The organism is Pantoea sp. GW821-FHT03E06, assembly GCF_059420725.1.
Window position 1 is genome coordinate 1,933,612 of record NZ_JBWKUG010000001.1, and the last position, 19,582, is coordinate 1,953,193.

The 19,582-nt window shown below is 54.1% G+C and carries 17 protein-coding genes; 9 read left to right on the top strand and 8 right to left on the bottom strand.

Going from position 1 to position 19,582, the window contains the following annotated elements; genetic code table 11:
* The first annotated feature begins 29 nt into the window (after positions 1-29).
* Complete coding sequence (hglS, locus tag AC07WB_RS09020) at positions 30-1,373, top strand: 2-oxoadipate dioxygenase/decarboxylase HglS (RefSeq protein WP_400455734.1); 1,344 nt, start codon at positions 30-32, stop codon at positions 1,371-1,373.
* Positions 1,374-1,423: 50 nt separating this feature from the next.
* On the opposite strand, the gene AC07WB_RS09025 is transcribed toward hglS, so the two are convergent.
* Complete coding sequence (locus AC07WB_RS09025; RefSeq protein WP_097097395.1) at positions 1,424-1,858, bottom strand: DoxX family protein; 435 nt, start codon at positions 1,856-1,858, stop codon at positions 1,424-1,426.
* Between the two features lie 192 nt (positions 1,859-2,050).
* Here AC07WB_RS09025 and AC07WB_RS09030 point away from each other — a divergent pair, with 192 nt between their 5' ends.
* Positions 2,051-3,568 carry a carboxylesterase/lipase family protein gene (locus AC07WB_RS09030; RefSeq protein ID WP_494940354.1) on the top strand — a complete coding sequence of 506 codons (1,518 nt, stop codon included), beginning with the start codon at positions 2,051-2,053 and terminating at the stop codon, positions 3,566-3,568.
* Positions 3,569-3,781: 213 nt separating this feature from the next.
* A complete protein-coding gene (locus AC07WB_RS09035) occupies positions 3,782-5,452 on the top strand; it encodes a methyl-accepting chemotaxis protein (RefSeq protein ID WP_345829801.1) in 1,671 nt (556 codons plus the stop codon).
* Here the strand turns inward: AC07WB_RS09035 and AC07WB_RS09040 are convergent.
* Entirely contained in the window at positions 5,449-6,291 is an 843-nt protein-coding gene (locus AC07WB_RS09040) for a LysR family transcriptional regulator (RefSeq protein WP_494940355.1), read from the bottom strand. The two genes, AC07WB_RS09035 and AC07WB_RS09040, sit on opposite strands and share 4 nt — an antisense overlap.
* A gap of 126 nt (positions 6,292-6,417) precedes the next feature.
* Here AC07WB_RS09040 and AC07WB_RS09045 point away from each other — a divergent pair, with 126 nt between their 5' ends.
* Complete coding sequence (locus AC07WB_RS09045; protein ID WP_400455742.1) at positions 6,418-7,584, top strand: methionine aminotransferase; 1,167 nt, start codon at positions 6,418-6,420, stop codon at positions 7,582-7,584.
* A 16-nt stretch (positions 7,585-7,600) separates the two neighbouring features.
* Positions 7,601-8,380, top strand: a complete 780-nt coding sequence (locus AC07WB_RS09050) for a transporter substrate-binding domain-containing protein (protein ID WP_345829795.1) — start codon at positions 7,601-7,603, stop codon at positions 8,378-8,380.
* 72 nt (positions 8,381-8,452) lie between these two features.
* Here the strand turns inward: AC07WB_RS09050 and pepT are convergent, their stop codons facing one another.
* Positions 8,453-9,679 carry a peptidase T gene (gene pepT / locus AC07WB_RS09055; protein WP_494940356.1) on the bottom strand — a complete coding sequence of 409 codons (1,227 nt, stop codon included), beginning with the start codon at positions 9,677-9,679 and terminating at the stop codon, positions 8,453-8,455.
* 126 nt (positions 9,680-9,805) lie between these two features.
* Here pepT and AC07WB_RS09060 point away from each other — a divergent pair, with 126 nt between their 5' ends.
* Positions 9,806-11,401, top strand: a complete 1,596-nt coding sequence (locus tag AC07WB_RS09060) for an ABC transporter substrate-binding protein (RefSeq protein ID WP_494940357.1) — start codon at positions 9,806-9,808, stop codon at positions 11,399-11,401.
* A gap of 1 nt (position 11,402) precedes the next feature.
* On the opposite strand, the gene AC07WB_RS09065 is transcribed toward AC07WB_RS09060, so the two are convergent.
* Positions 11,403-12,329, bottom strand: coding sequence for a LysR family transcriptional regulator (locus AC07WB_RS09065; protein ID WP_097097387.1), 927 nt, complete (start codon positions 12,327-12,329; stop codon positions 11,403-11,405).
* Positions 12,330-12,477: 148 nt separating this feature from the next.
* Between AC07WB_RS09065 and AC07WB_RS09070 the strand changes: the two genes are divergently transcribed.
* Together AC07WB_RS09070 and AC07WB_RS09075 are read left to right on the top strand one after the other, a co-directional pair.
* Positions 12,478-13,899 (top strand): M20 family metallopeptidase, encoded by a 1,422-nt coding sequence (locus AC07WB_RS09070; RefSeq protein WP_345829791.1) that lies wholly within the window; start codon positions 12,478-12,480, stop codon positions 13,897-13,899.
* Positions 13,896-15,170, top strand: coding sequence for an MFS transporter (locus tag AC07WB_RS09075; RefSeq protein WP_494940358.1), 1,275 nt, complete (start codon positions 13,896-13,898; stop codon positions 15,168-15,170). The genes AC07WB_RS09070 and AC07WB_RS09075 overlap by 4 nt, the downstream gene beginning before the upstream one ends.
* A 38-nt stretch (positions 15,171-15,208) precedes the next feature.
* On the opposite strand, the gene aldA is transcribed toward AC07WB_RS09075, so the two are convergent.
* The 3 genes from aldA to AC07WB_RS09090 all read right to left on the bottom strand — a co-directional run bounded on the left by aldA (position 15,209) and on the right by AC07WB_RS09090 (position 17,284).
* The gene (aldA, locus tag AC07WB_RS09080) at positions 15,209-16,645 is read right to left on the bottom strand and encodes an aldehyde dehydrogenase (RefSeq protein WP_494940359.1); all 1,437 of its coding nucleotides are present in this window, start codon (positions 16,643-16,645) and stop codon (positions 15,209-15,211) included.
* Between the two features lie 202 nt (positions 16,646-16,847).
* The gene (locus tag AC07WB_RS09085) at positions 16,848-16,946 is read right to left on the bottom strand and encodes a YoaK family small membrane protein (RefSeq protein ID WP_141400252.1); all 99 of its coding nucleotides are present in this window, start codon (positions 16,944-16,946) and stop codon (positions 16,848-16,850) included.
* A 14-nt stretch (positions 16,947-16,960) separates the two neighbouring features.
* Positions 16,961-17,284 carry a hypothetical protein gene (locus AC07WB_RS09090; protein WP_097097383.1) on the bottom strand — a complete coding sequence of 108 codons (324 nt, stop codon included), beginning with the start codon at positions 17,282-17,284 and terminating at the stop codon, positions 16,961-16,963.
* Between the two features lie 366 nt (positions 17,285-17,650).
* Between AC07WB_RS09090 and rhaT the strand changes: the two genes are divergently transcribed.
* Complete coding sequence (rhaT, locus tag AC07WB_RS09095) at positions 17,651-18,685, top strand: L-rhamnose/proton symporter RhaT (protein WP_494940360.1); 1,035 nt, start codon at positions 17,651-17,653, stop codon at positions 18,683-18,685.
* A gap of 28 nt (positions 18,686-18,713) precedes the next feature.
* On the opposite strand, the gene rhaR is transcribed toward rhaT, so the two are convergent.
* The gene (gene rhaR / locus AC07WB_RS09100) at positions 18,714-19,580 is read right to left on the bottom strand and encodes an HTH-type transcriptional activator RhaR (protein WP_345829789.1); all 867 of its coding nucleotides are present in this window, start codon (positions 19,578-19,580) and stop codon (positions 18,714-18,716) included.
* Between the last annotated feature and the right edge of the window lie 2 nt (positions 19,581-19,582).

The window sequence follows — 19,582 nt, forward strand, 5'->3', positions numbered from 1 at the left end:
CAGCAGCCCTTTAGCCCAAGGTGATGATGATGCCAAACTTCCTTAGCAGCGATGCGATCCGCACGCTTTTCTCTCAGGCGATGTCAGCCATGTATCAGCAGGAAGTGCCTCAATATGGCACGCTGACGCAGCTGGTCACCGCTGTCAATGAACGCACGCTGGAAGCTAATCCCGCGTTAAAAAACCGTCTATCGGCGGCTGATGAGCTCAGTCGGCTGAACGTGGAACGTCACGGCGCGATTCGCGTTGGCACAGCAGAAGAACTCAGCACGTTGCGCCAGATGTTTGCCGTAATGGGGATGGAAGCGGTGGGTTATTACGATTTGTCACAAGCTGGAGTGCCGGTGCACTCCACGGCATTTCGCCCCGTAAGCGACCGTGCGCTGCGGCACAATCCGTTCCGCGTGTTTACCTCATTGCTGCGTCTGGAGTTAATTGACGATGAGGCATTGCGCGCTAAAGCCGCGGCGATTCTTGCCGCACGCGATATCTTTACGCCTGGCTGCCGCGCGCTGATTGCTCAACATCAGCAGCAGGGCGGTCTCAACGCGAATGATGCCGCCCGTTTTGTGCAGGAAGCGCTGGAAACCTTCCGCTGGCACGCGCACACCACGGTGGATAGCGGTACCTATCGCGCGCTCAGTGAACAGCACCGCCTGATCGCGGATGTCGTGTGTTTTCGCGGTTGCCATATCAACCATCTGACGCCGCGCACGCTGGATATTGATCGCGTGCAAGCGCTGATGCCCTCGCGCGGCATCGATCCCAAAACCCTGATTGAAGGCCCGCCGCAGCGTCAGGTACCGATCCTCTTACGTCAGACCAGCTTTAAAGCGCTGGAAGAAGCGGTACACTTTAATGACGGCACGCCGGGTACCCATACCGCGCGCTTCGGTGAGATTGAGCAGCGTGGTGCAGCACTGACGCCGAAAGGACGCGCGCTGTACGATCGGTTGCTGGCTGAAGCCGGCACCGGTAGCGACAATCAGCATCATCAGCAGCATCTCAGCGCTGTGTTCCGTGATTTCCCCGATGATGAAGAAACGTTACGTGAACAGCAGCTGGCCTGGTTCCGCTATCGCCTGACCGAGAAAGGGACGGATGTGCCGCCGCGTGCAGGTGAAAGCGTGGCACAATTGCTGACAGAAGATCGCTTAGCCGTCGAACCGATTGTTTACGAGGATTTTTTACCGGTCAGCGCTGCAGGAATTTTTCAGTCGAATTTAGGTGATGTGGCACAGGCACGCAGTGCGGGCAACGCCAGCAAAGCCGAGTTTGAAAGCGCGTTGGGTGTAGCGGTACTGGATGAAATGGCGTTGTATCAGCAGATGCAGCAGCGCAGTCTGGAACGCTGTGGTGTTGCATCGGCGTAAATAAGAGAGCCGGTCTGTAAAGTTCAGCAGACCGGCTGCTTTTCTTATGGTTATTGCAAGCGCGAATCCCGCACCAGCGTGTACTTCCCAGCCCCTAAAAACATAATGGCGAGTGCGCCAAGCAGGTAAAGTGCCTCTGTCTCCAGTGCCCAGGCACCGACATCAGTGCGATGCCAGACGTCGCCCATTTTTACCAGCAGTGTCGCAACAATCATATTCACCGCAATAATGAACGCCGCAGGGCGGGTCATTAATCCGATGATAACCATTACGGGTGCCGCTATTTCCCCGATGTAAGCACCGTAAGCGATGAAACCTGGCATGCCTTTGACACTGAGCATGTGCGCGATCCAACCCACGCCATGCACCGCTTTGAATGCGCCATGAAACAACAGCAGCCCGCCAAAGGTTAACCGTAACAGCAATTTACCGAAGTCCGGGTGATCGCTCATCCGGGTGAACATCTGGTTGATTCCACCAAACATGCTGTCTCTCCGCCGCGCCAGGTTAACTTGTAACCTTAAAACAAATGGTCGTCTTAGGGTTAACCAAAATATTTGATGAGGTTGTTCAAAGAATCACACCGCGTTTCGGCTTAATCTGCAAATGCTTTCAGAACATGGACATTCGCACAAGGCCTGCAAATAATGGAACGATGCTTTATCAGGGAAGCCGAGATGAAAAATGAACGACGTCTGAGGATCATGACAGCAGAGGGTGAACTCAGAGGCCTGATGGATGAAGATCTTTTTGTCTTTAAGGGAATACCTTACGCAGCAGCGCCGACCGGCGCCTTACGCTGGCGTCCTCCGCAGCCGGTCCAGCCCTGGCAAGGTGTGCGGAATGCAACGGAATGGGGCGCGGCGAGCTGGCAGAATCGCGATTTTTGTGTGGCGGCAGGCGGCGGTGATCCGGGATGTTTCAGTGAAGATTGTCTGTACCTGAATATCTGGACACCGGATGTTGAACCATCGCGTCCGTTGCCGGTAATGGTCTGGCTGCATGGCGGCGGTTTCACAATGGGTGCAGGCAACCTCGATCCTTATCGTGGCAAGGCGTTGGCGGCACAAGGCGTGGTTGTCGTCACGTTAAACTATCGACTTGGCCACTTCGGTTTCTTTGCGCACCCCGCGCTTGATGCGCAATATCCGGTTGGCGGTGTTATTAACAACTTCGCTTTACTCGATAAAATTGCCGCGTTGCAGTGGATTCAACGCAATATTCCGGCCTTCGGTGGCGATCGTCATAATATTACCCTGTTTGGTGAATCATCCGGTGCGCGCAGCGTATTATCGCTGTGCTGTTCGCCACTGGCCGAAGGGTTGTTTCATAAAGGCATCGTGCAAAGCGCTTACAGTCTGCCGGATGTGCCGCAGAAGCAGGCACAGCAACTCGGGCTACAGGTCGCCGCGCATTTCAATTTGCCAGAAAACGCCAGTGCAGAACAATTACGCGAACTGCCTGCCGATCGGTTCTGGCCACTGGAGCGTCCGCTGGCGTTAGCACCGGTTCCCATCAGCGGTGATGCTGTCTTGCCCAAACCGATGCTGCACACCTTTATGGCGGGCAAACAGCATCGTATTCCTTTGATGATTGGCAGCAACAGTGATGAAGCCAGCGTGTTGGATTATTTTGGCGTGGATCCCACCGCGGTATTGAAACAGATGCGTAGCAAGAACCGCATCAGCTATCGCCTGATGAAATGGCTTTATGATCTGCACGATGATGCGCTGCTCGGTCGCGCGGTGGCGCGTGACATGGCCTTTACCGTATTGCCACTAATCGTGGCGCAATCACAATACAATATTGGCATGCCTGCCTGGCGCTATTGGTTCGACTATGTTTCGGAAAATGCGCGCGACCTTTATCCGCACGGCACCTGGCATGGCAATGAAATTCCTTATGTTTTCAATACGCTCGACACCTTCACGCCGTTGAGCGAGCGCACTTACAGCGCACAGGATAAAGCGTTTGCTGCTAAGGTCAGCGCGTATTGGATCGCTTTCGCTCGTGAAGCCAGCGAGTTTAGCGCTCATTTACCGGGAGAGGTGGACTGGCCGGTTTGGCGTGCGGGCGAGGACATCACGCTAGCGTTAGGCGATCGGGGCAAAGCAGAGGCGGTATTGAAGAAAAAATTTATGCGTGGCCGGCTGCGTTTGTTCCGCCTGATGATGCGTAGCCATGTAAAGCTTTAGTTAGCTTGCTAATGGTGCAATTGCGCAAATGATTTTTTAAGGTAAATTTCACGCTATCTTACTGATAAGTATTACAAGCTAGCTTTAGTAACCTCAATTAGTGAGCAATTTATTAGCTTCCAAAACCGTTACATTTTCCCTTTCCCATGCCGATAAACGCAATATGCCCGATTTAATCGGGCCTCCTTCGCGTTTCACACCAAGGGATTATGTATGGGTATCTTAAAAAACTTCACGATTCGCGCCGTCATGCTCACCATTCTTGGGCTGTTTTGCCTGCTGTGGTGCGCTGTCGGATTGTTTAGCGTCCACTCGTTGAACGCTCTGGGCGACGGTAATGAGATTGACCGCCAGTTAGTTAATCAAATGACGGTATTAAGCAAAGGAAATGACCAATATTTTCGCGTAGTGACGCGCCTGTCGCGCGTGATGGAAGGTCGGGCATCGGGCGCACCAATCAAAGGCGAGGCCTTCACACCGGTGCAGCAGGCATTAGATAACATGAAAAGCCTGCTGACTCAGTTCAAAGCAATGGCTCCCGGTCCAATGGACGAGGAAACGGCCAACAGCGTAATCGTTAACTGGCAGAAATTGCTGGATGAGGGCATTGCGCCGCAGGTTGCTTTGGCGCAGCAGGGCACGCTTGAGGCCTACCGCGCGCAGGCGAATAACGTTACGCCGCCGCTTAGCCGTGCTTTTGGTGCCAGTGCTGAAGCCTTCAATAAAGCCGCCGGCAGTAAACTGGATGAGACGCGGGTGACCGTTGATAAGCTCACCAGCATCACCAAAGCGATCATATTGGTGGCGGTGGTGATTGGCCTGGTCATCCTGCTGTTTACCGATCGTTATCTGGTGGCAATGCTGGTGAAACCGCTCGAGCGCGTGCGTAACCATTTTTCCATCATTGCGCAGGGCGATTTGAGTCAGCCGGTGGCTGAGTTTGGTCGCAACTGCGTTGGCAAGCTGGTGCCATTACTTAGTGCCATGCAGGACAGCCTGCGTGAGGCGGTAAGCGCCATTCGCAGCGGTACCGAAAACATCTATCGCGGTGCGGCTGAAATATCCTCAGGTAACAACGATCTCTCTTCACGTACCGAAGAGCAGGCCGCCGCGCTAGAACAAACCGCAGCCAGTATGGAGCAGCTCACGGCCACGGTAAAATTCAATGCTGACAATGCACGTCAGGCTAGCACCCTGGCAGAAACCGCAACCAGCACCGCGCAACAGGGCGGAAGATTGGTCGGTGAAGTGGTGACTACCATGCAAGGTATTTCCGGCAGTTCGAAAAAAATCGCCGAAATCACCAGCGTCATTAATAGCATTGCCTTCCAGACAAATATTCTGGCGTTAAATGCCGCGGTAGAGGCCGCACGCGCGGGTGAACAGGGACGTGGCTTTGCCGTCGTCGCGAGCGAAGTGCGCAACCTGGCGCAGCGCAGTGCGGGTGCAGCTAAAGAGATCGCGACATTGATTGAAGATTCCGTGCAGCGCGTAGAGAAAGGTTCAGAACTGGTGAGCAGCGCCGGCAGTACCATGCACGATATTCTTAAGTCGGTGCAGGACGTTAATGAAATCATGAAGCACATCGCTGCCGCTTCGGAAGAGCAAAGCAAGGGAATTTCGCAGGTTGGGACTGCGGTGACGGAGATGGACAGCGTCACGCAACAAAACGCCTCGCTGGTTGAGGAGGTTTCTGCCGCCGCCAGCGCGCTGGAGCGTCAAACACAAGAGCTACAAGCCTCTGTGGCAAAATTCCGGTTATCGGACAACACACCCGCGAGCAACATGCCTTTATCGCCAGCTGCCCCGGTACTGCGTCGCCCGGTGTTATCTGGCGCCAGCGTTCAGCCTAAATCGACCACCGACGAGTGGGTTTCCTTCTAAGGCTGCGCTAACCACGCCACCAGTTCCGGCAGGAACGGTGGCGCATCTTTTTCCGCTCTCTGCAACAGACTGTAGGTTGCGCCGGTTGCCACACTCGCGGCGAACGGCGCGATTAATCGACCGTTCGCCAGGTCATTCTGTACCAGGGTGACATCCGCTACCGTGACGCCAAATCCCTGAATCGCTGCGCTAATCGCTAAATCCATGGTGGCGAAATGCTGGTTGCGCGCCATAGGCAGCGCTACTTCAACACTTGTCAGCCACAATTGCCAGTCGCGCATATCCTGCGTGGGATGGAGAAACGTAAGCTTTGCCAGTTCGGTGACCTGGGTGGGCGGCGTAACGCTGCTGGCCATTACCGGTGTTAAGCGCTCTTCAAACAGACAAAGCGAACCCGCGGGCGTTGCGCCAAACACAATCGCCGCATCAAAATTCTCGAGCTGCGAGCCATGATCGAGCGTGGTGGTAAGCGCAACGTGAATGTCAGGCCGGTGCTGTTCCAGCGCCACCAGACGCGGCACCAGCCAACGCATAGCGCAGGTGGGTGCTTTCAGGCGAATCGAGGTATTGCTGCGGCTGGCTTTTTCCGTTGCATTCACCAGCAGCGCAAAGCCTTGCTGTAGCTCCGGCAGCAGCGCAGCGCCTTGCTCGGTGAGATGCAGTCCACGCGCGTGACGCACAAATAATGGGAATCCAAGCCAGCTTTCTAACGTTGCAACTTTGCGACTCACTGCGCCTTGAGTAATGCAGAGTTCACTGGCAGCACGCGTCAGATTCAAATGGCGTGCAGTCACCAGAAACGCGTGAATGGCATTCAGCGGCAGAGCGGAACGGGACATAACAACCTCAAGCTATGATTTTTAATCATGGCTATTATGACAACAATTCGCTTGTCGACTCAAGCCACACGCCGTTGAATAGAAATCTATTTTCATTACGTGGTTATGCAACTTACCGAGGCAACGATGACCCTGAATAGCAGTGTTAACATCTCTTCCAAACAGCCTGATGTCGGCACGACGATTTTTAGCGTCATTGGCCAGCTGTCGGCGCAACATCAGGCTATTAACCTTTCGCAAGGCGCACCGAATTTCCCCTGCGATCCGCAGTTGGTGGAGCTGGTAAGTAAAGCGATGCGTGAAGGGCACAACCAATATGCCTCAATGACCGGCTTGCCGGCGCTACGCGAAGCGCTGGCCGAGAAAGTTCACACGCTGTATGGCCAGCAATATGATGCCAGCAGTGAAGTGCTGATCACCGGCAGCGCCAGCCAGGGCATTTATATGGCGATCTCGGCGCTGGTGCATCCCGGCGATGAAGTGATCTTCTTCGAACCGGCCTTCGACAGCTACGCGCCGGTGGTGCGTTTGCAGGGCGCGACGCCAGTCGGGCTGAAGTTGCAGGTGCCCGATTTCGCCATCGATTGGGATGAACTGCGCGCCACCATTACCCCGCGCACCCGCATGATCATCATCAACACGCCGCACAACCCCAGCGCACAGGTGCTGTCAGCGGCGGATTTGGATCAGCTCGCCGCGCTGACGCGCAATACCGATATTGTGGTGCTGTCTGATGAAGTCTACGAACACATTCTGTTTGATGGTCGCCAGCATTGCGGCATGGCAACGCATCCGGAGCTGGCGCAGCGTAGCGTGGTGGTTTCGTCCTTTGGCAAAACCTTCCACGTTACTGGCTGGCGCGTCGGCTATGCGCTGGCGCCGGCCGCGCTGATGGAGGAGATCGTTAAAGTGCATCAGTTCATGATGTACGCCGCTGATACGCCGATGCAGGTTGGCTTTGCTCACTATCTGCAACAGCCGCAAAACTACCTGCAGCTATCGCCGTTCTATCAGGAGAAGCGCGATCGCCTGCTGACCTTGCTGCAGGATTCACCGTTTAAGCTGCTGCCGAGCGCCGGCTCATTCTTTATGTTGGCCAGCTACGGACATTTCAGTGACGAGAGCGATAGCGAAATGGTAAAACGTCTCATCGTCGATCACGGTGTGGCCACCATTCCGTTGTCGGCGTTTTATATGGACGGCACTGACAATAAATTAATTCGCCTGTCATTCGCAAAAGACGACGCAACACTTCAGGCCGGTGCAGAAGCGCTCTGCCGGGTCAAAGGGTAACTTAGGGGTAAATATAATGAAAAAATTGAACGCACTGTTTGTCGCTCTCGGCATGCTGACCTCGGCGCACGCGCTGGCACAGGGAACCTTACGCTACGGTCTGGAATCGCAATATCCGCCGTTTGAAAGCCGCAATGCGCAGGGTGAACTGGAAGGTTTTGATATCGAACTGGGTAAAGCGATTTGTCAGGTAGGTAACTTCGATTGTAAGTGGGTGGAAAGCAGCTTTGATGCGCTGATCCCGGCGCTGCAGGCGAAGAAATTTGATGCCATTAACTCAGCGATGAACATTACCGAAGCGCGAGCCAAAAGCATTGATTTCACCAAGCCGATCTACCGTATTCCCACCATGCTGATTGTGAAAGAGGGTGAGAAGCTGCAGCCAACTGCGGAGTCGCTGAAAGGCAAAAATATCGGTGTGCTGCAGGGTTCCATTCAGGAAACCTACGCGAAGAAACATTGGGAAGCGCAGGGCGTAACCGTGACCTCTTACCAGGATCAGAACCAGGTTTACAACGATATGGTGGCAGGGCGTCTCGACGGCACGCTGGTGATGTCTGCAGCCGGTCAATCAGGCTTCCTGGACAAGCCGCAGGGTAAAGGTTTCGCCTTTGCCGGCAAGCCGGTTGAGGATGACACCATTCTTGGCAGCGGCATTGGCTTTGGTCTGCGTAAAGGGGATACCAGCCTGAAGCAAGAGCTGGATGCGGCCATCACTAAGGTGCAAAGCGATGGAACCGTGACCAAGCTGGCAGCGAAATTCTTCCCAGGCATTGATGTGTCAGCAAGCAAATAAAGTAAAAAAGGTCGCCAAAAATGGCGACCCCAATCCAACCGTAAGGTCGTCATTTATGACGACCTTTTTGTATTATTTCGCCGCTAAATAACACAGCGCTTCCGCCACCTGATACGACTTCACAAACGATGGAACCGGTAAAAACTCAAAGCGCGAATGGAAATTGTGCGCGCCGGTAAAGAAATTCGGCGTCAGCAGACCTTTCGCTGATAGCGCGGCACCATCGGTGCCGCCGCGCATCGGGATCACTTTCGGTTCCACGCCCACTTGCTCCAGCGCGGCAAAAATCAGGTCAATTGCGCGACGATCTTCACCAATCGCATTGCTGATATTGCTGTAGGTATCGTTAATGGTCAGCGCCACATGTCCGGTGGGATAACGCGCGGCAATCTCATCGGCCACCTCCACCAGCTGCTGCTTCCTGGCGTCAAAACCTTTCAAATCAAAATCTCGAATTGAGGCTTTCAGCACGGCACGGCTGGCATTGGCATTCATATCGTTAAACCAGATATAGCCTTCGCGTCCTTCAGTGTGTTCGGGTGTGGCAAGGCGATCAAATTGCGCGATAAAGTCATGCGCCATCAGCAGCGGATTAACCAGCACGCCTTTGCCTGACATCGGGTGCGCCGGTACGCCGGTAAACACCACTTCTGCCGCGGCGGCATTAAAGTTTTCATACACCACTTCGCCCAGCTCACAGCAGTCGATGGTCCAGGCGAAATCGACGTTAAAGCGCTGCTCCAGATCCAGCGCTTTGGCACCGCGCAGGCCAATCTCCTCATCGGGAACAAAGGCCACCACGATATCACCGTGATCGCCCTTTAAATTTTCCAGCAGCGTCATCACTACCGTCACCGCCGCTTTGTTGTCTGCGCCGAGCACGCTGGTGCCATCGCTGAAGATAATGTCCTGGCCAATATAGGGTTGGATTTCCGGATGTTCAGCAACGCGCAGCCAGATATCCTGCGTACGATTCAGACACACATCATCGCCGGTAAATGTCAGGGTTTGCGGGCGGATGTCCGGTGAAAGACCCACATCTACGGTATCGATGTGGGTGATAAAGCCAATACGCGGCGCAGCAGGACGATTGCCTGGTTTTACTGCCGTTACCGTGGCGTGCTTATCGATCACAATATCCTGCAATCCCAGTTCGCCGAGCTCCTTTGCCAGTAATTCTGCCATCGCATGTTGCGAAGGCGTACTCGGCAGCGTGGTTGATTTGGCATCGCTCTGGCTGGAAACCGCCAGATAACGGTAAAAACGCTGGGTCAATTGGCTGGCAAGTTGGTCTGTCATCACAATTCCTTATTAGCATTGCGGCGTCTGTAGTACGCGTGCTGGTTAAATCATGTTATTTATTAGTCAGATGAACATTAAATAACGAAGCTGACTCATGGAAGTCAATAAAAAGCGAGGATAATGATGAAAAAAGTGATGGCAAAACTGACGCTCACGGCACTGGGATTAGCGGTTGCCGGCGGGGTTTCGGCGAAAACGCTGGTTTATTGTTCAGAGGGATCGCCGGAAAACTTCAACCCGCAGTTGTATACCTCGGGCACCAGCGTGGATGCCAGCGCCGTGCCGATTTTCAACCGCCTGGTTGATTTCACCCCCGGTACCACCGAGCTGGTGCCAAGCCTGGCGGAGAGCTGGGATATCAGCGCGGATGGTACGGTTTACACCTTTCACTTGCGCAAAGGGGTAAAATTCCAAAGCAACAAGCTGTTTAAGCCTTCGCGCGACCTCAATGCCGATGACGTCATTTTCTCGTTTATGCGTCAGATGGACCCGAAAAACCCCTACCACAATGTCTCTGGCGGTAACTACGCTAACTTTGAAAGCCTTGAGTTGGCGAAGCTGATCAAAAATATTGAAAAAGTCGATGACAACACGGTGCGTATCACCCTGGCACATGCCGAAGCGCCATTCCTCGCCGATTTGGCGTGGTATTTCGCCTCAATACATTCGGCTGAATACGCCGACCAGATGCTGAAAGCCGGAACACCGGAAAAAGTGGATATGGAACCCATTGGCACCGGACCGTTTGAGCTGGTGCAGTACCAAAAAGATTCGCGCATTCTCTATAAAGCCTTCCCCGAGTATTGGCAGGGCAAGGCGAAGCTCGATCGTATAGTGTTCTCCATCACGCCGGATGCGTCGGTGCGTTACGCCAAGCTGGAGAAAAATGAGTGCCAGATTATGCCGTTCCCCAATCCGGCCGATCTGGAGAAGATGCGCGCCAATCCTGACTTAACCCTTGAACAGAAATCGGGCCTCAACACCGGTTTTCTCTCTTTCAACACCACCAAAGCACCGCTGGATAACGTTAAAGTACGTCAGGCGCTGGCGATGGCGATCAACAAGCAGGCGATCATTGATGCCATTTTCAAAGGCACCGGCACCGTGGCGAAAAACATCCTGCCGCCAGACGTGTGGAGTGCGGATAAAGACCTGAAGGATTACGACTACGATCCGGCGAAAGCCAAAGCGCTGCTGCAGGAAGCGGGTATCAAGCCGGGTACCGAAATTGCGTTGTGGGCAATGCCGGTACAAAGACCGTATAACCCCAACGCACGTCGTATGGCAGAGATGATCCAGGCCGATTGGGCTCAAGTGGGCATCAAAGCCAATATCGTGAGCTATGAGTGGGGCGAATACCTCAAGCGCGTCAAGGATGGTGAACATCAGGCGGCGTTGATGGGCTGGACCACCGCAACCGGTGACCCGGATAATTTCTTCGGTCCTCTGTACAGCTGCACGTCAGCTAACGGCGGCTCCAACTCCTCGAAATGGTGTTATCAGCCGTTTGAGAAGATCATCACCGACGCGCGGGCTGAGCAGAATCATGACAAACGCGTGGCTCTTTATCAGCAGGCGCAGCAGATGATGCACGATCAGATGCCTGCGGTGATGATTGCTCATTCAACCATTTTCGAACCGGTACGCAAATCGGTGAGCGGCTATCAGGTGGATCCGTTCGGTAAGCACATCTTCTATCCGGTGGATATTAAAAACTAAATTACGGCTTCCAGCGCTGACGTAAAGGCTCTTCCAGCGCATCAAGTTGCTGTAGCAAAAAAGTGAGAAACACATTCAGGGCGGCGCTACGGGGCCGCCCTGAATGCGTCTGCAGCTGCAAGGTGCGCTGGCTCAGCTGATCAATGCCCACCGAGCGCAATATCAAACCGTGTGTTTCAGCTTCCTGCAGTACGGTAAAGGCACTGCAAATAGTCACTGCCTGCGGCGTGCGTAGCAGAAATTGAAATAGCATGGAGAAGGTATCGCAGGTCATTACCGGCTCTAGCAGGCAGCCGCTCATGTGGCTGGCGAGTTCAAACAGCTGCCGTACCGTGGTGTTCTGCTGCGGCAATGCCAGCGGATAGTGGTTCAGATCGGCCAGCGTGACATGTGTAGCTTTGGCTAAGGGATGGCTGTGATGCATCACAATGAGTACTGGAGCAGGCCACGAACCCACAACATCAACGCCCCGTTCAGCGTGCAGGCTGAACTGCAGTGCCACATCACAATCGCCGTTGCGCAGTGCTTCCGCCACGCCTTGCGTGCTTAACACCTTTACTTCAAACAGCACGCCAGGATTGTGAACGCGAAAGTCTGCAATCATGCGCGGTAAAAGGGTAAATGCCAGTCCATCGGTACAGGCGATGCGAATCAACGTGCGGCGCACCGCGTTTAAGCCTTTAATTTCCGCTAGCGCGTACTCCATATCCAGCATGTTTTTATGCACGTGGTGCGCGAAGATTTCTCCAGCCTCATTCAGCGCCATTCCGCGTGCGTGGCGGTCAAATAGCGGTGCGCCAACCTGCTTTTCCAGCCGTTGAATTTGGCGACTAATAGCGGAAACGGCAACAAACAGCTGTTGACTGGCCGCGCTTAGCGAGCCGGTATTAACGACGGCGAGAAAATAGCGGATTTCAGTGCTTAACATGCAGACGCCTCATCGTGGAGCATGCCTCATAACCGGGCAGGCGAGTTTTGCTTTAAAAGCAAATGTTACTCGATAATTTGATAATTGTGGCAAAGCAGAGTTTCCGTAAAGATGAAATTACGACAAAACAATAAAAGACAGAGCAAACATGACGGCACAACAAGCGGTGCAACAAGCCAGCGCCTATTTTGATAGCGGGGAATTCCAACGTATTTTGGCGCGTCGCGTCGCCCAGCGCACAGAGAGCCAGCGACAAGATCGTGATAGCGAATTACAGCGTTACCTGCAGGATGAAATCGGCCCACAGCTGATTGCGCTCGGCTTCACCTTGCATTTTATCGACAATCCGGAAGCCGCCCATCGACCGTTCCTCGTGGCGGTGCGCATTGAGGATCCCGCTTTACCAACGCTGCTCAGCTACGGTCATGGCGATGTGGTGTTTGGCGATGATGAAAACTGGCGTGAAGGTTTATCACCGTGGCAGCTGGTGGAAGAGGGCGATCGTTGGTATGCCCGGGGTAGCGCAGATAATAAAGGCCAGCACTGCGTCAATCTGGCCGCGCTTGAGCAGGTTTCCCAGGCGCGCGGCGGCAAGCTGGGCTTCAACTGCAAAATACTGTTTGAGATGGGCGAGGAGATCAGCTCGCCAGGCCTGGCGCAGCTGTGCCATCAGCACAGTGAATTGCTGCAAGCCGATCTGTTTATCGCTTCCGACGGTCCGCGTCTCAATGCGATTCGCCCAACGCTTTTTCTGGGTTCACGCGGTGCCGTTAACTTTCGTTTGACGGTTAACGCCCGTGATAACGCCTATCACTCTGGCAACTGGGGCGGCTTACTGACCAACCCCGGCACGCAGCTGGCTAATGCGATTGCTTCGCTGGTCAACGCGCAGGGCGTATTGCAGGTTGATGCGTTGAAACCCAACTCACTCACGCCGCAGGTGCGCGAGATTCTGGCGGATATCGAGGTCGGCGGCATGCCGGGCGATCCCGCTATTGATGCCAACTGGGGCGAGCCAGGGCTTTCGCCTACTGAGCGGCTGTATGGCTGGAACACGCTGGAAGTGTTGTCATTTCTGACGGGCAATCCGGCGCAGCCGATGAACGCGATTCCAGGCAACGCAACCGCAGTATGCCAGCTGCGCTTTGTGGTTGGCACCGATTGGGAGCACCTTGCGCAGCATATTAGCGCCCATCTGCAACGACACGGTTTTGGCTACGTGGACGTTGAGTTCCTGCGCGGATCGCCCGCGACACGTCTCGATCCCACCGATCCGCTGGTAAATTGGGTGCTGACCAGCATGGCGGAAACGTGCGGCAAGAAACCGGCGCTGCTGCCTAATCTTGGTGGTTCGCTGCCGAATGAGGTGTTCTCCGATATTCTCGGCTTGCCAACGCTTTGGGTGCCGCACTCCTATCCGGCCTGCGGCCAGCATGGCGTGAATGAACACATGTTGAAATCAATTGCCCGCGAAGGTTTGCAGATCATGACGCGCCTGCTGTGGGATCTGGGTGAGCGGGGAACCGAACTGGTGGCGCAGCACCGTGCGCACGTGGGAGGTGGGCGATGAGCAGCGTGAATACCACCTTGTCATTGAGTACCACCAAACCTAACCTGCATAAAACCCTGTTTGCTACCTGTATTGGCAACGCGCTGGAGTGGTTCGACATCGCCGTCTACGGCTTTTTCGCCAGCTACATCGCGCATGCTTTCTTCCCCACCAGCGATCCCTCGGTCTCAATGCTGCTGACGTTTGGCAGCTTTGGCGTATCGTTCCTGATTCGTCCCTTGGGTGCCATTGTGCTGGGCAACTACGCCGATCGCCACGGACGCAAAAAAGCGTTGCTGCTGTCGATTAACCTGATGATGCTCGGTGGCGCGGTGATTACCTTTATGCCGAGCTACAGCAGCATTGGTGTGATAGCGCCATTGCTGATTTTGCTGGCGCGCCTGGTGCAGGGATTTTCAGCCGGTGGCGAATTTGGTAGCTCGACGGCCTTTCTGGTGGAGCATTTTCCGGAGCGCAAAGCTTTTATTGCCAGCTGGCAGTTCGCCACTCAGGGTGCCAGTACCTTGATGGCGTCAGCATTTGGGCTGGGATTGACGCAGGCTCTCACAGAAAGCCAGATTCAGGATTGGGGCTGGCGGATCCCCTTTGCCTTTGGTCTGCTGATTGGTCCGCTGGGGATTTATATACGCCGTCACGTCCATGAACCCGCAAGCTTCGCCGAACACAAACCGGAAGCCGCGCCGCTGAAACGCCTGTTGGGTCGGCAAAAAGAGCTCATGCTATTGGCGATCGGCCTGATGGTGATTTCGACTGCCGTCAATTACATGCTCAACTACGTGCCGACCTATGCCACTAAAAATCTGCACTTGTCGGGGAGCGTCGCGTTCACTGCCACGCTGTTGGCCGGGGTGATTTTGACGGTAGTGACACCGATTATGGGCCTGTGGGCGGAGCGCGTAGGGCGTGTGCCGCTGATGTGGGGTTCACTGATTCTGCTGATCGTCACCATCTATCCGGCATTTAAGCTGGTCGTGGAGCACGCCACGCCAACCACGCTGATTCTGCTGGTGTGCTGGATGGCGCTGCTGAAGTCGATTTACTTCTCAACGGTGCCTTCAGTGATGGCGGATCTCTTCCCGATCGGCACGCGCGCCAGCGGCATGGCCATTAGCTATAACGTGGCGGTAACGGTGTTTGGTGGTTTTGCGCCGCTGATTTGTACCTTGCTGATTAGTGCGACCGGCACCAGTCTGGCGCCGGGCTATTATCTGATGGCGATGTCACTATTAAGCGGTCTGGCCTTGCTACGCAGCCAGAAGCGCATCGCGTAATGATTTTCCGGTGCGTAGCAATGCGCACCGGGTTTTCCTCATGAGAACTGCAAATAGGCGACGTGCGTTTGTAAAAACTCCTCTAACCCGTGACGTCCATCGGCGCCCCCAATCCCCGACTTGCGCCAGCCCGCGTGGAAACCTTGCATCGCTTCAAAATTCTCGCGGTTGATGTAGGTCTCTCCAAACTTCAGCTTACGCAGTGCCACCATTGCGGTATTCAGATTTTGCGTATAAATCGATGAGGTAAGGCCGTATGCGCAATCGTTGGCCAGCGTAACGGCTTCATCAAGCGTTTTAAAGCTCATCACTGGCAGCACCGGTCCGAAGATTTCCTCTTGCATGATCTCCATATCCTGACGCACGTCAGTAATAATGGTGGGTTCAAAATAGAAGCCTTTATTGCCGGCACGTTTGCCGCCCAGAACCACTTTGCCGCCATCGGCGACCGCTTTTGCAACTTTCTGCTCAACGCGCTCCAGCGCGGCGGCCGTAATCAGTGGACCCATATCAATGTCGTTTTGCTCAGCTGGATTACCGAACTTCACCTGCTGCATCGCGCAAGTTAGTGCGCTGATAAAGCGGTCGTAAATGCCCTCCTGCACGTAAACACGCTCAGCACAGTTACACACCTGCCCGGTGTTGATTACGCGCGAGCTGACAATGGCTTTAACCGCTAAATCCAAATCGGCATCATCCATCACGATTGCTGGTGCTTTTCCGCCCAGCTCCAGCGACACTTTGGTGACATTTTTCGCCGCTGCTTCCATGGTTGCGATGCCGGCGTTGACGCTGCCGGTCAGGCTCACCAGGCCCACCTTCGGGTTGCCTGCTAGCTCCTGGCCAATTTCCGGGCCATAGCCGTAAACAAAGTTGATCACGCCTTTTGGCAGGCCAACCTCATGAATAATCTGCGCGAAAATTGCCGCATTGTTCGGCGTCAGTTCACTGGGTTTGATCACGATAGTGTTGCCGGTCACCAGCGCAGGCGCCGCTTTACGCGCAATCAGGAAGAAAGGGAAGTTCCACGGCAGGATGCCAGTGGTGACGCCGATGGCTTTTTTGAAAACAAAGATGTTTTCATTGGGACGATCGCTGTTAATGATCTCGCCGTCATAGCGGCGCGCCCATTCAGCCATGTACTCAAGATAATCGGCGGTGAATAGCACTTCGGTTTGCGCCAGGCCTTGCGTTTTGCCACCCTCAGCAACGATAGTCGCGGTTAGTTCCGGCTCGCGCTGGCGAATAGCTGCCGCAATTTTGCGCAGCCAGTTTCCGCGCTCCACGGCGGGCAGGGCTTCCCAATCAGGTTGCGCCGCTTCGGCGGCGTGAATCGCCTGCGCGGCATCTTGCCTACGCCCTTCGGGTATGCGCGAAAGCAATACTTCTGTCGCCGGATTAATAACTTCTATCCATTTATCATTCTGGTCGGCAACAAACGCGCCATTAATATAATGTTGGTGATGTGTTGTCATATGCAGGCTCCCCGCGATCGTTTTCGTTAAAATTCTGTGAAATAAAGAGTGAAACAGATCAGGGTGTCGCACCTTTTCGTCATTGCCAGGACGAAGGGTGGGATGGCAAAGAAGGGAAGAAGAGCGTGACGGACGCAGCATTCCTGGCGAAATGCCGCGTTTTCAGGTGGTTAGTTGCGCCTGGACAAATGTTAAATTGTTATCAGGAACCTGGTACAGCTGCACCACTTACAATAAACCACGCTAGAAAACTAACGCCGGCAATAATGATGGCAATGGGGAAAAGCAGTCCGATTTTCATAATAATCCCGTGAGTTATGCGAGTTGAACGATCGCGCGATGGGTTTTCATCATACTGAACAGCTGGAATTGCGTTGCGTCATCAACCTGACGCAGATGTTCACCTTTTTGATAATGAATACTGTGGACGTGTCCCAGCTGGCGCCACACCACAATCACCGACGCCAGCAGGGCGCAGTTCTCTTCGCTCTGAAGGCAATCAATCGTGGCGTAATGTGCCTCATCCAGTCCATTAATAAAGACGTTGAGCGCCTGCGCTGGCACGACAGCGCGGATGTCATCGAGCATCACGCGACTCACCGATTGCGACAGCAGCAGCCTCAATCTTTTGGTATTCATCTCAATCCTTCGTCCTGATGATTTTCCCAACGTTATACGGATTATTTGTCAGCGGGGAAAGCCTGGCGCACGGCTTTGTGTGACTGCCATGTTAAAGGACGCTTTGGCAGTGAAGTAAATACTGTGCTGATCGACACAACAAAAAATAAAAATATGCTGAATAATAAGCTACTTATCAAAATCATCCGCTGTCCTGCCTGCAAATGCGATTTTGTGATCCTTATGTTGATGACCCCCCGAATTTTGCCAGTCACCTGCGCTTTCCGGCAGCCATTCAAAGGCTGAGCGAAAGCGGCTCACCGTAGACTGCCGGTAATCGGGAGACCGCCGGTTTCCTGTTGGCCTCAACCTTACGAAGGAATAACAATGAACAGTGCCATCATTGCAGGTATTTTCTGGCATCTGGTGGGTGCCGCCAGTGCCGCCTGTTTTTATGCTCCATTTAAGCAGGTGAAAAAGTGGTCTTGGGAAACGATGTGGTCGGTCGGGGGTATTATGTCATGGCTGATTCTGCCTTGGGCGGTCAGCGCCGTCTTGCTTCCTCACTTCTGGAGTTACTATAGCAGTTTCAGTTTTTCACAGCTGATGCCGGTCTTTCTGTTTGGTGCCATGTGGGGCATAGGCAATATCAATTACGGTTTGACCATGCGCTATCTGGGGATGTCGATGGGCATCGGTATCGCCATCGGTATCACCTTAGTGGTAGGAACCCTGATGACACCGCTGCTGCAAGGGCGTTTTGTCGAGTTGTTCAGCTCGGCAGGTGGACGTATGACACTGCTCGGCGTGTTTGTTGCGCTGATCGGTGTAGGAATCGTGTCACGTGCTGGTCTGTTGAAGGAGCGCGCGCTGGGTATCAATGCGGAAGAGTTCAACCTGAAAAAAGGACTGGTGCTGGCGGTCATGTGCGGCATCTTCTCTGCGGGCATGTCGTTTGCGATGGATGCCGCGAAGCCGATGCATGAAGCCGCTGCCAATTTAGGTATCAATCCCCTCTATGTGGCATTGCCGAGCTACGTGGTAATCATGGGCGGTGGTGCGTTGGTGAATTTGGCTTACTGCTTCATCCGCCTGGCGGTAAAAAGCGATTTGTCTGTGCGTCGTGATTTCTCGGTCGCTAAGCCCATGCTGCTTGTGAATATTGCCTTTGCCGTGCTGGGCGGCACTATGTGGTATCTGCAATTCTTTTTCTACGCATGGGGCCACGCCAAAATCCCAGCGCAGTATGACTTCGTCAGCTGGATGCTGCATATGAGTCTTTACGTGCTGTGCGGCGGCTTGGTCGGATTGGTGCTGAAAGAGTGGAAATCGGTGGGGCAACGTCCAGTACGCGTCCTTTCTCTGGGTTGTGTGGTGATTATCATTGCCGCCAACATTGTGGGTTTAGGCATGGCGGCCTGATGAATAGCCTGATGCGCCAAACGGCGTGTCAGGCTTTGGCCTTTTCTGATAAGAGTTCTCGCTGCGGCAGGAAGCGCTGCCGCCAGGCACTCGGCGTTAATCCCGTTTCACGCGTAAACACCACCGAAAAGTAGTTGCTGTCATCAAAGCCACACCGCGCCGCCACTTCACTGATTAATCCCTCTTGCGTCCGTAACAGATATTTCGCCTGACAAAGCTGGAGCTGTCGTAAATAGTGCCCAACGGTCATCCCCGTTTGCTGACGAAAAAGCTGTTTTAATGCGCGTTCACTTAACTGATTCTGTTGACAAAAAAGGGATAAATCGAAGGGGCGACTGATGGCTCCTTGCAGCGCCGACATCAGGAGATCAAGCTGTTCGCCTTCCGGCAGTGCCCACGGGCGATCGGCTGCATAACCGTGCCGCCGCAAAATGAGCGCCAGCTGTAAAAACAGGGCTTCAGAGAGCTGTATCGAAAGTGAATCACTTTTACGGCTTTCGCGTTCTAGCTGACTAATTACGCCGCGAGCCAATGCCATACCGCGCGTGGTTAAGCGCCAGCAACCGGGAGAATTCTCTTCCTGTGGAGGCAGCAGTTGACTCCAGTCGAGGCCAAGGCGAAAGCGATCGCGACAGTAAAGTATATTGTCGAGCGCCAGATCGTTGACGCTGTCATAGCTGTGGCAATCATTGTCATGGATGTAAAACACATCGCCGCAGGTCACTAACCATGGACGATCGTTTAATACATGCAGGCCGTTGCCGCGCCAGACAATGACAATTTCACTGAACTCATGGCGATGTGGCGGAAAGGAGGGCTGCGGCATGCGCTCGGCCACGGCAATCGGCAGATTGGTGGCCGGGAAATAGTCTTCGCGCGTTAAGAGCAACGGCATGA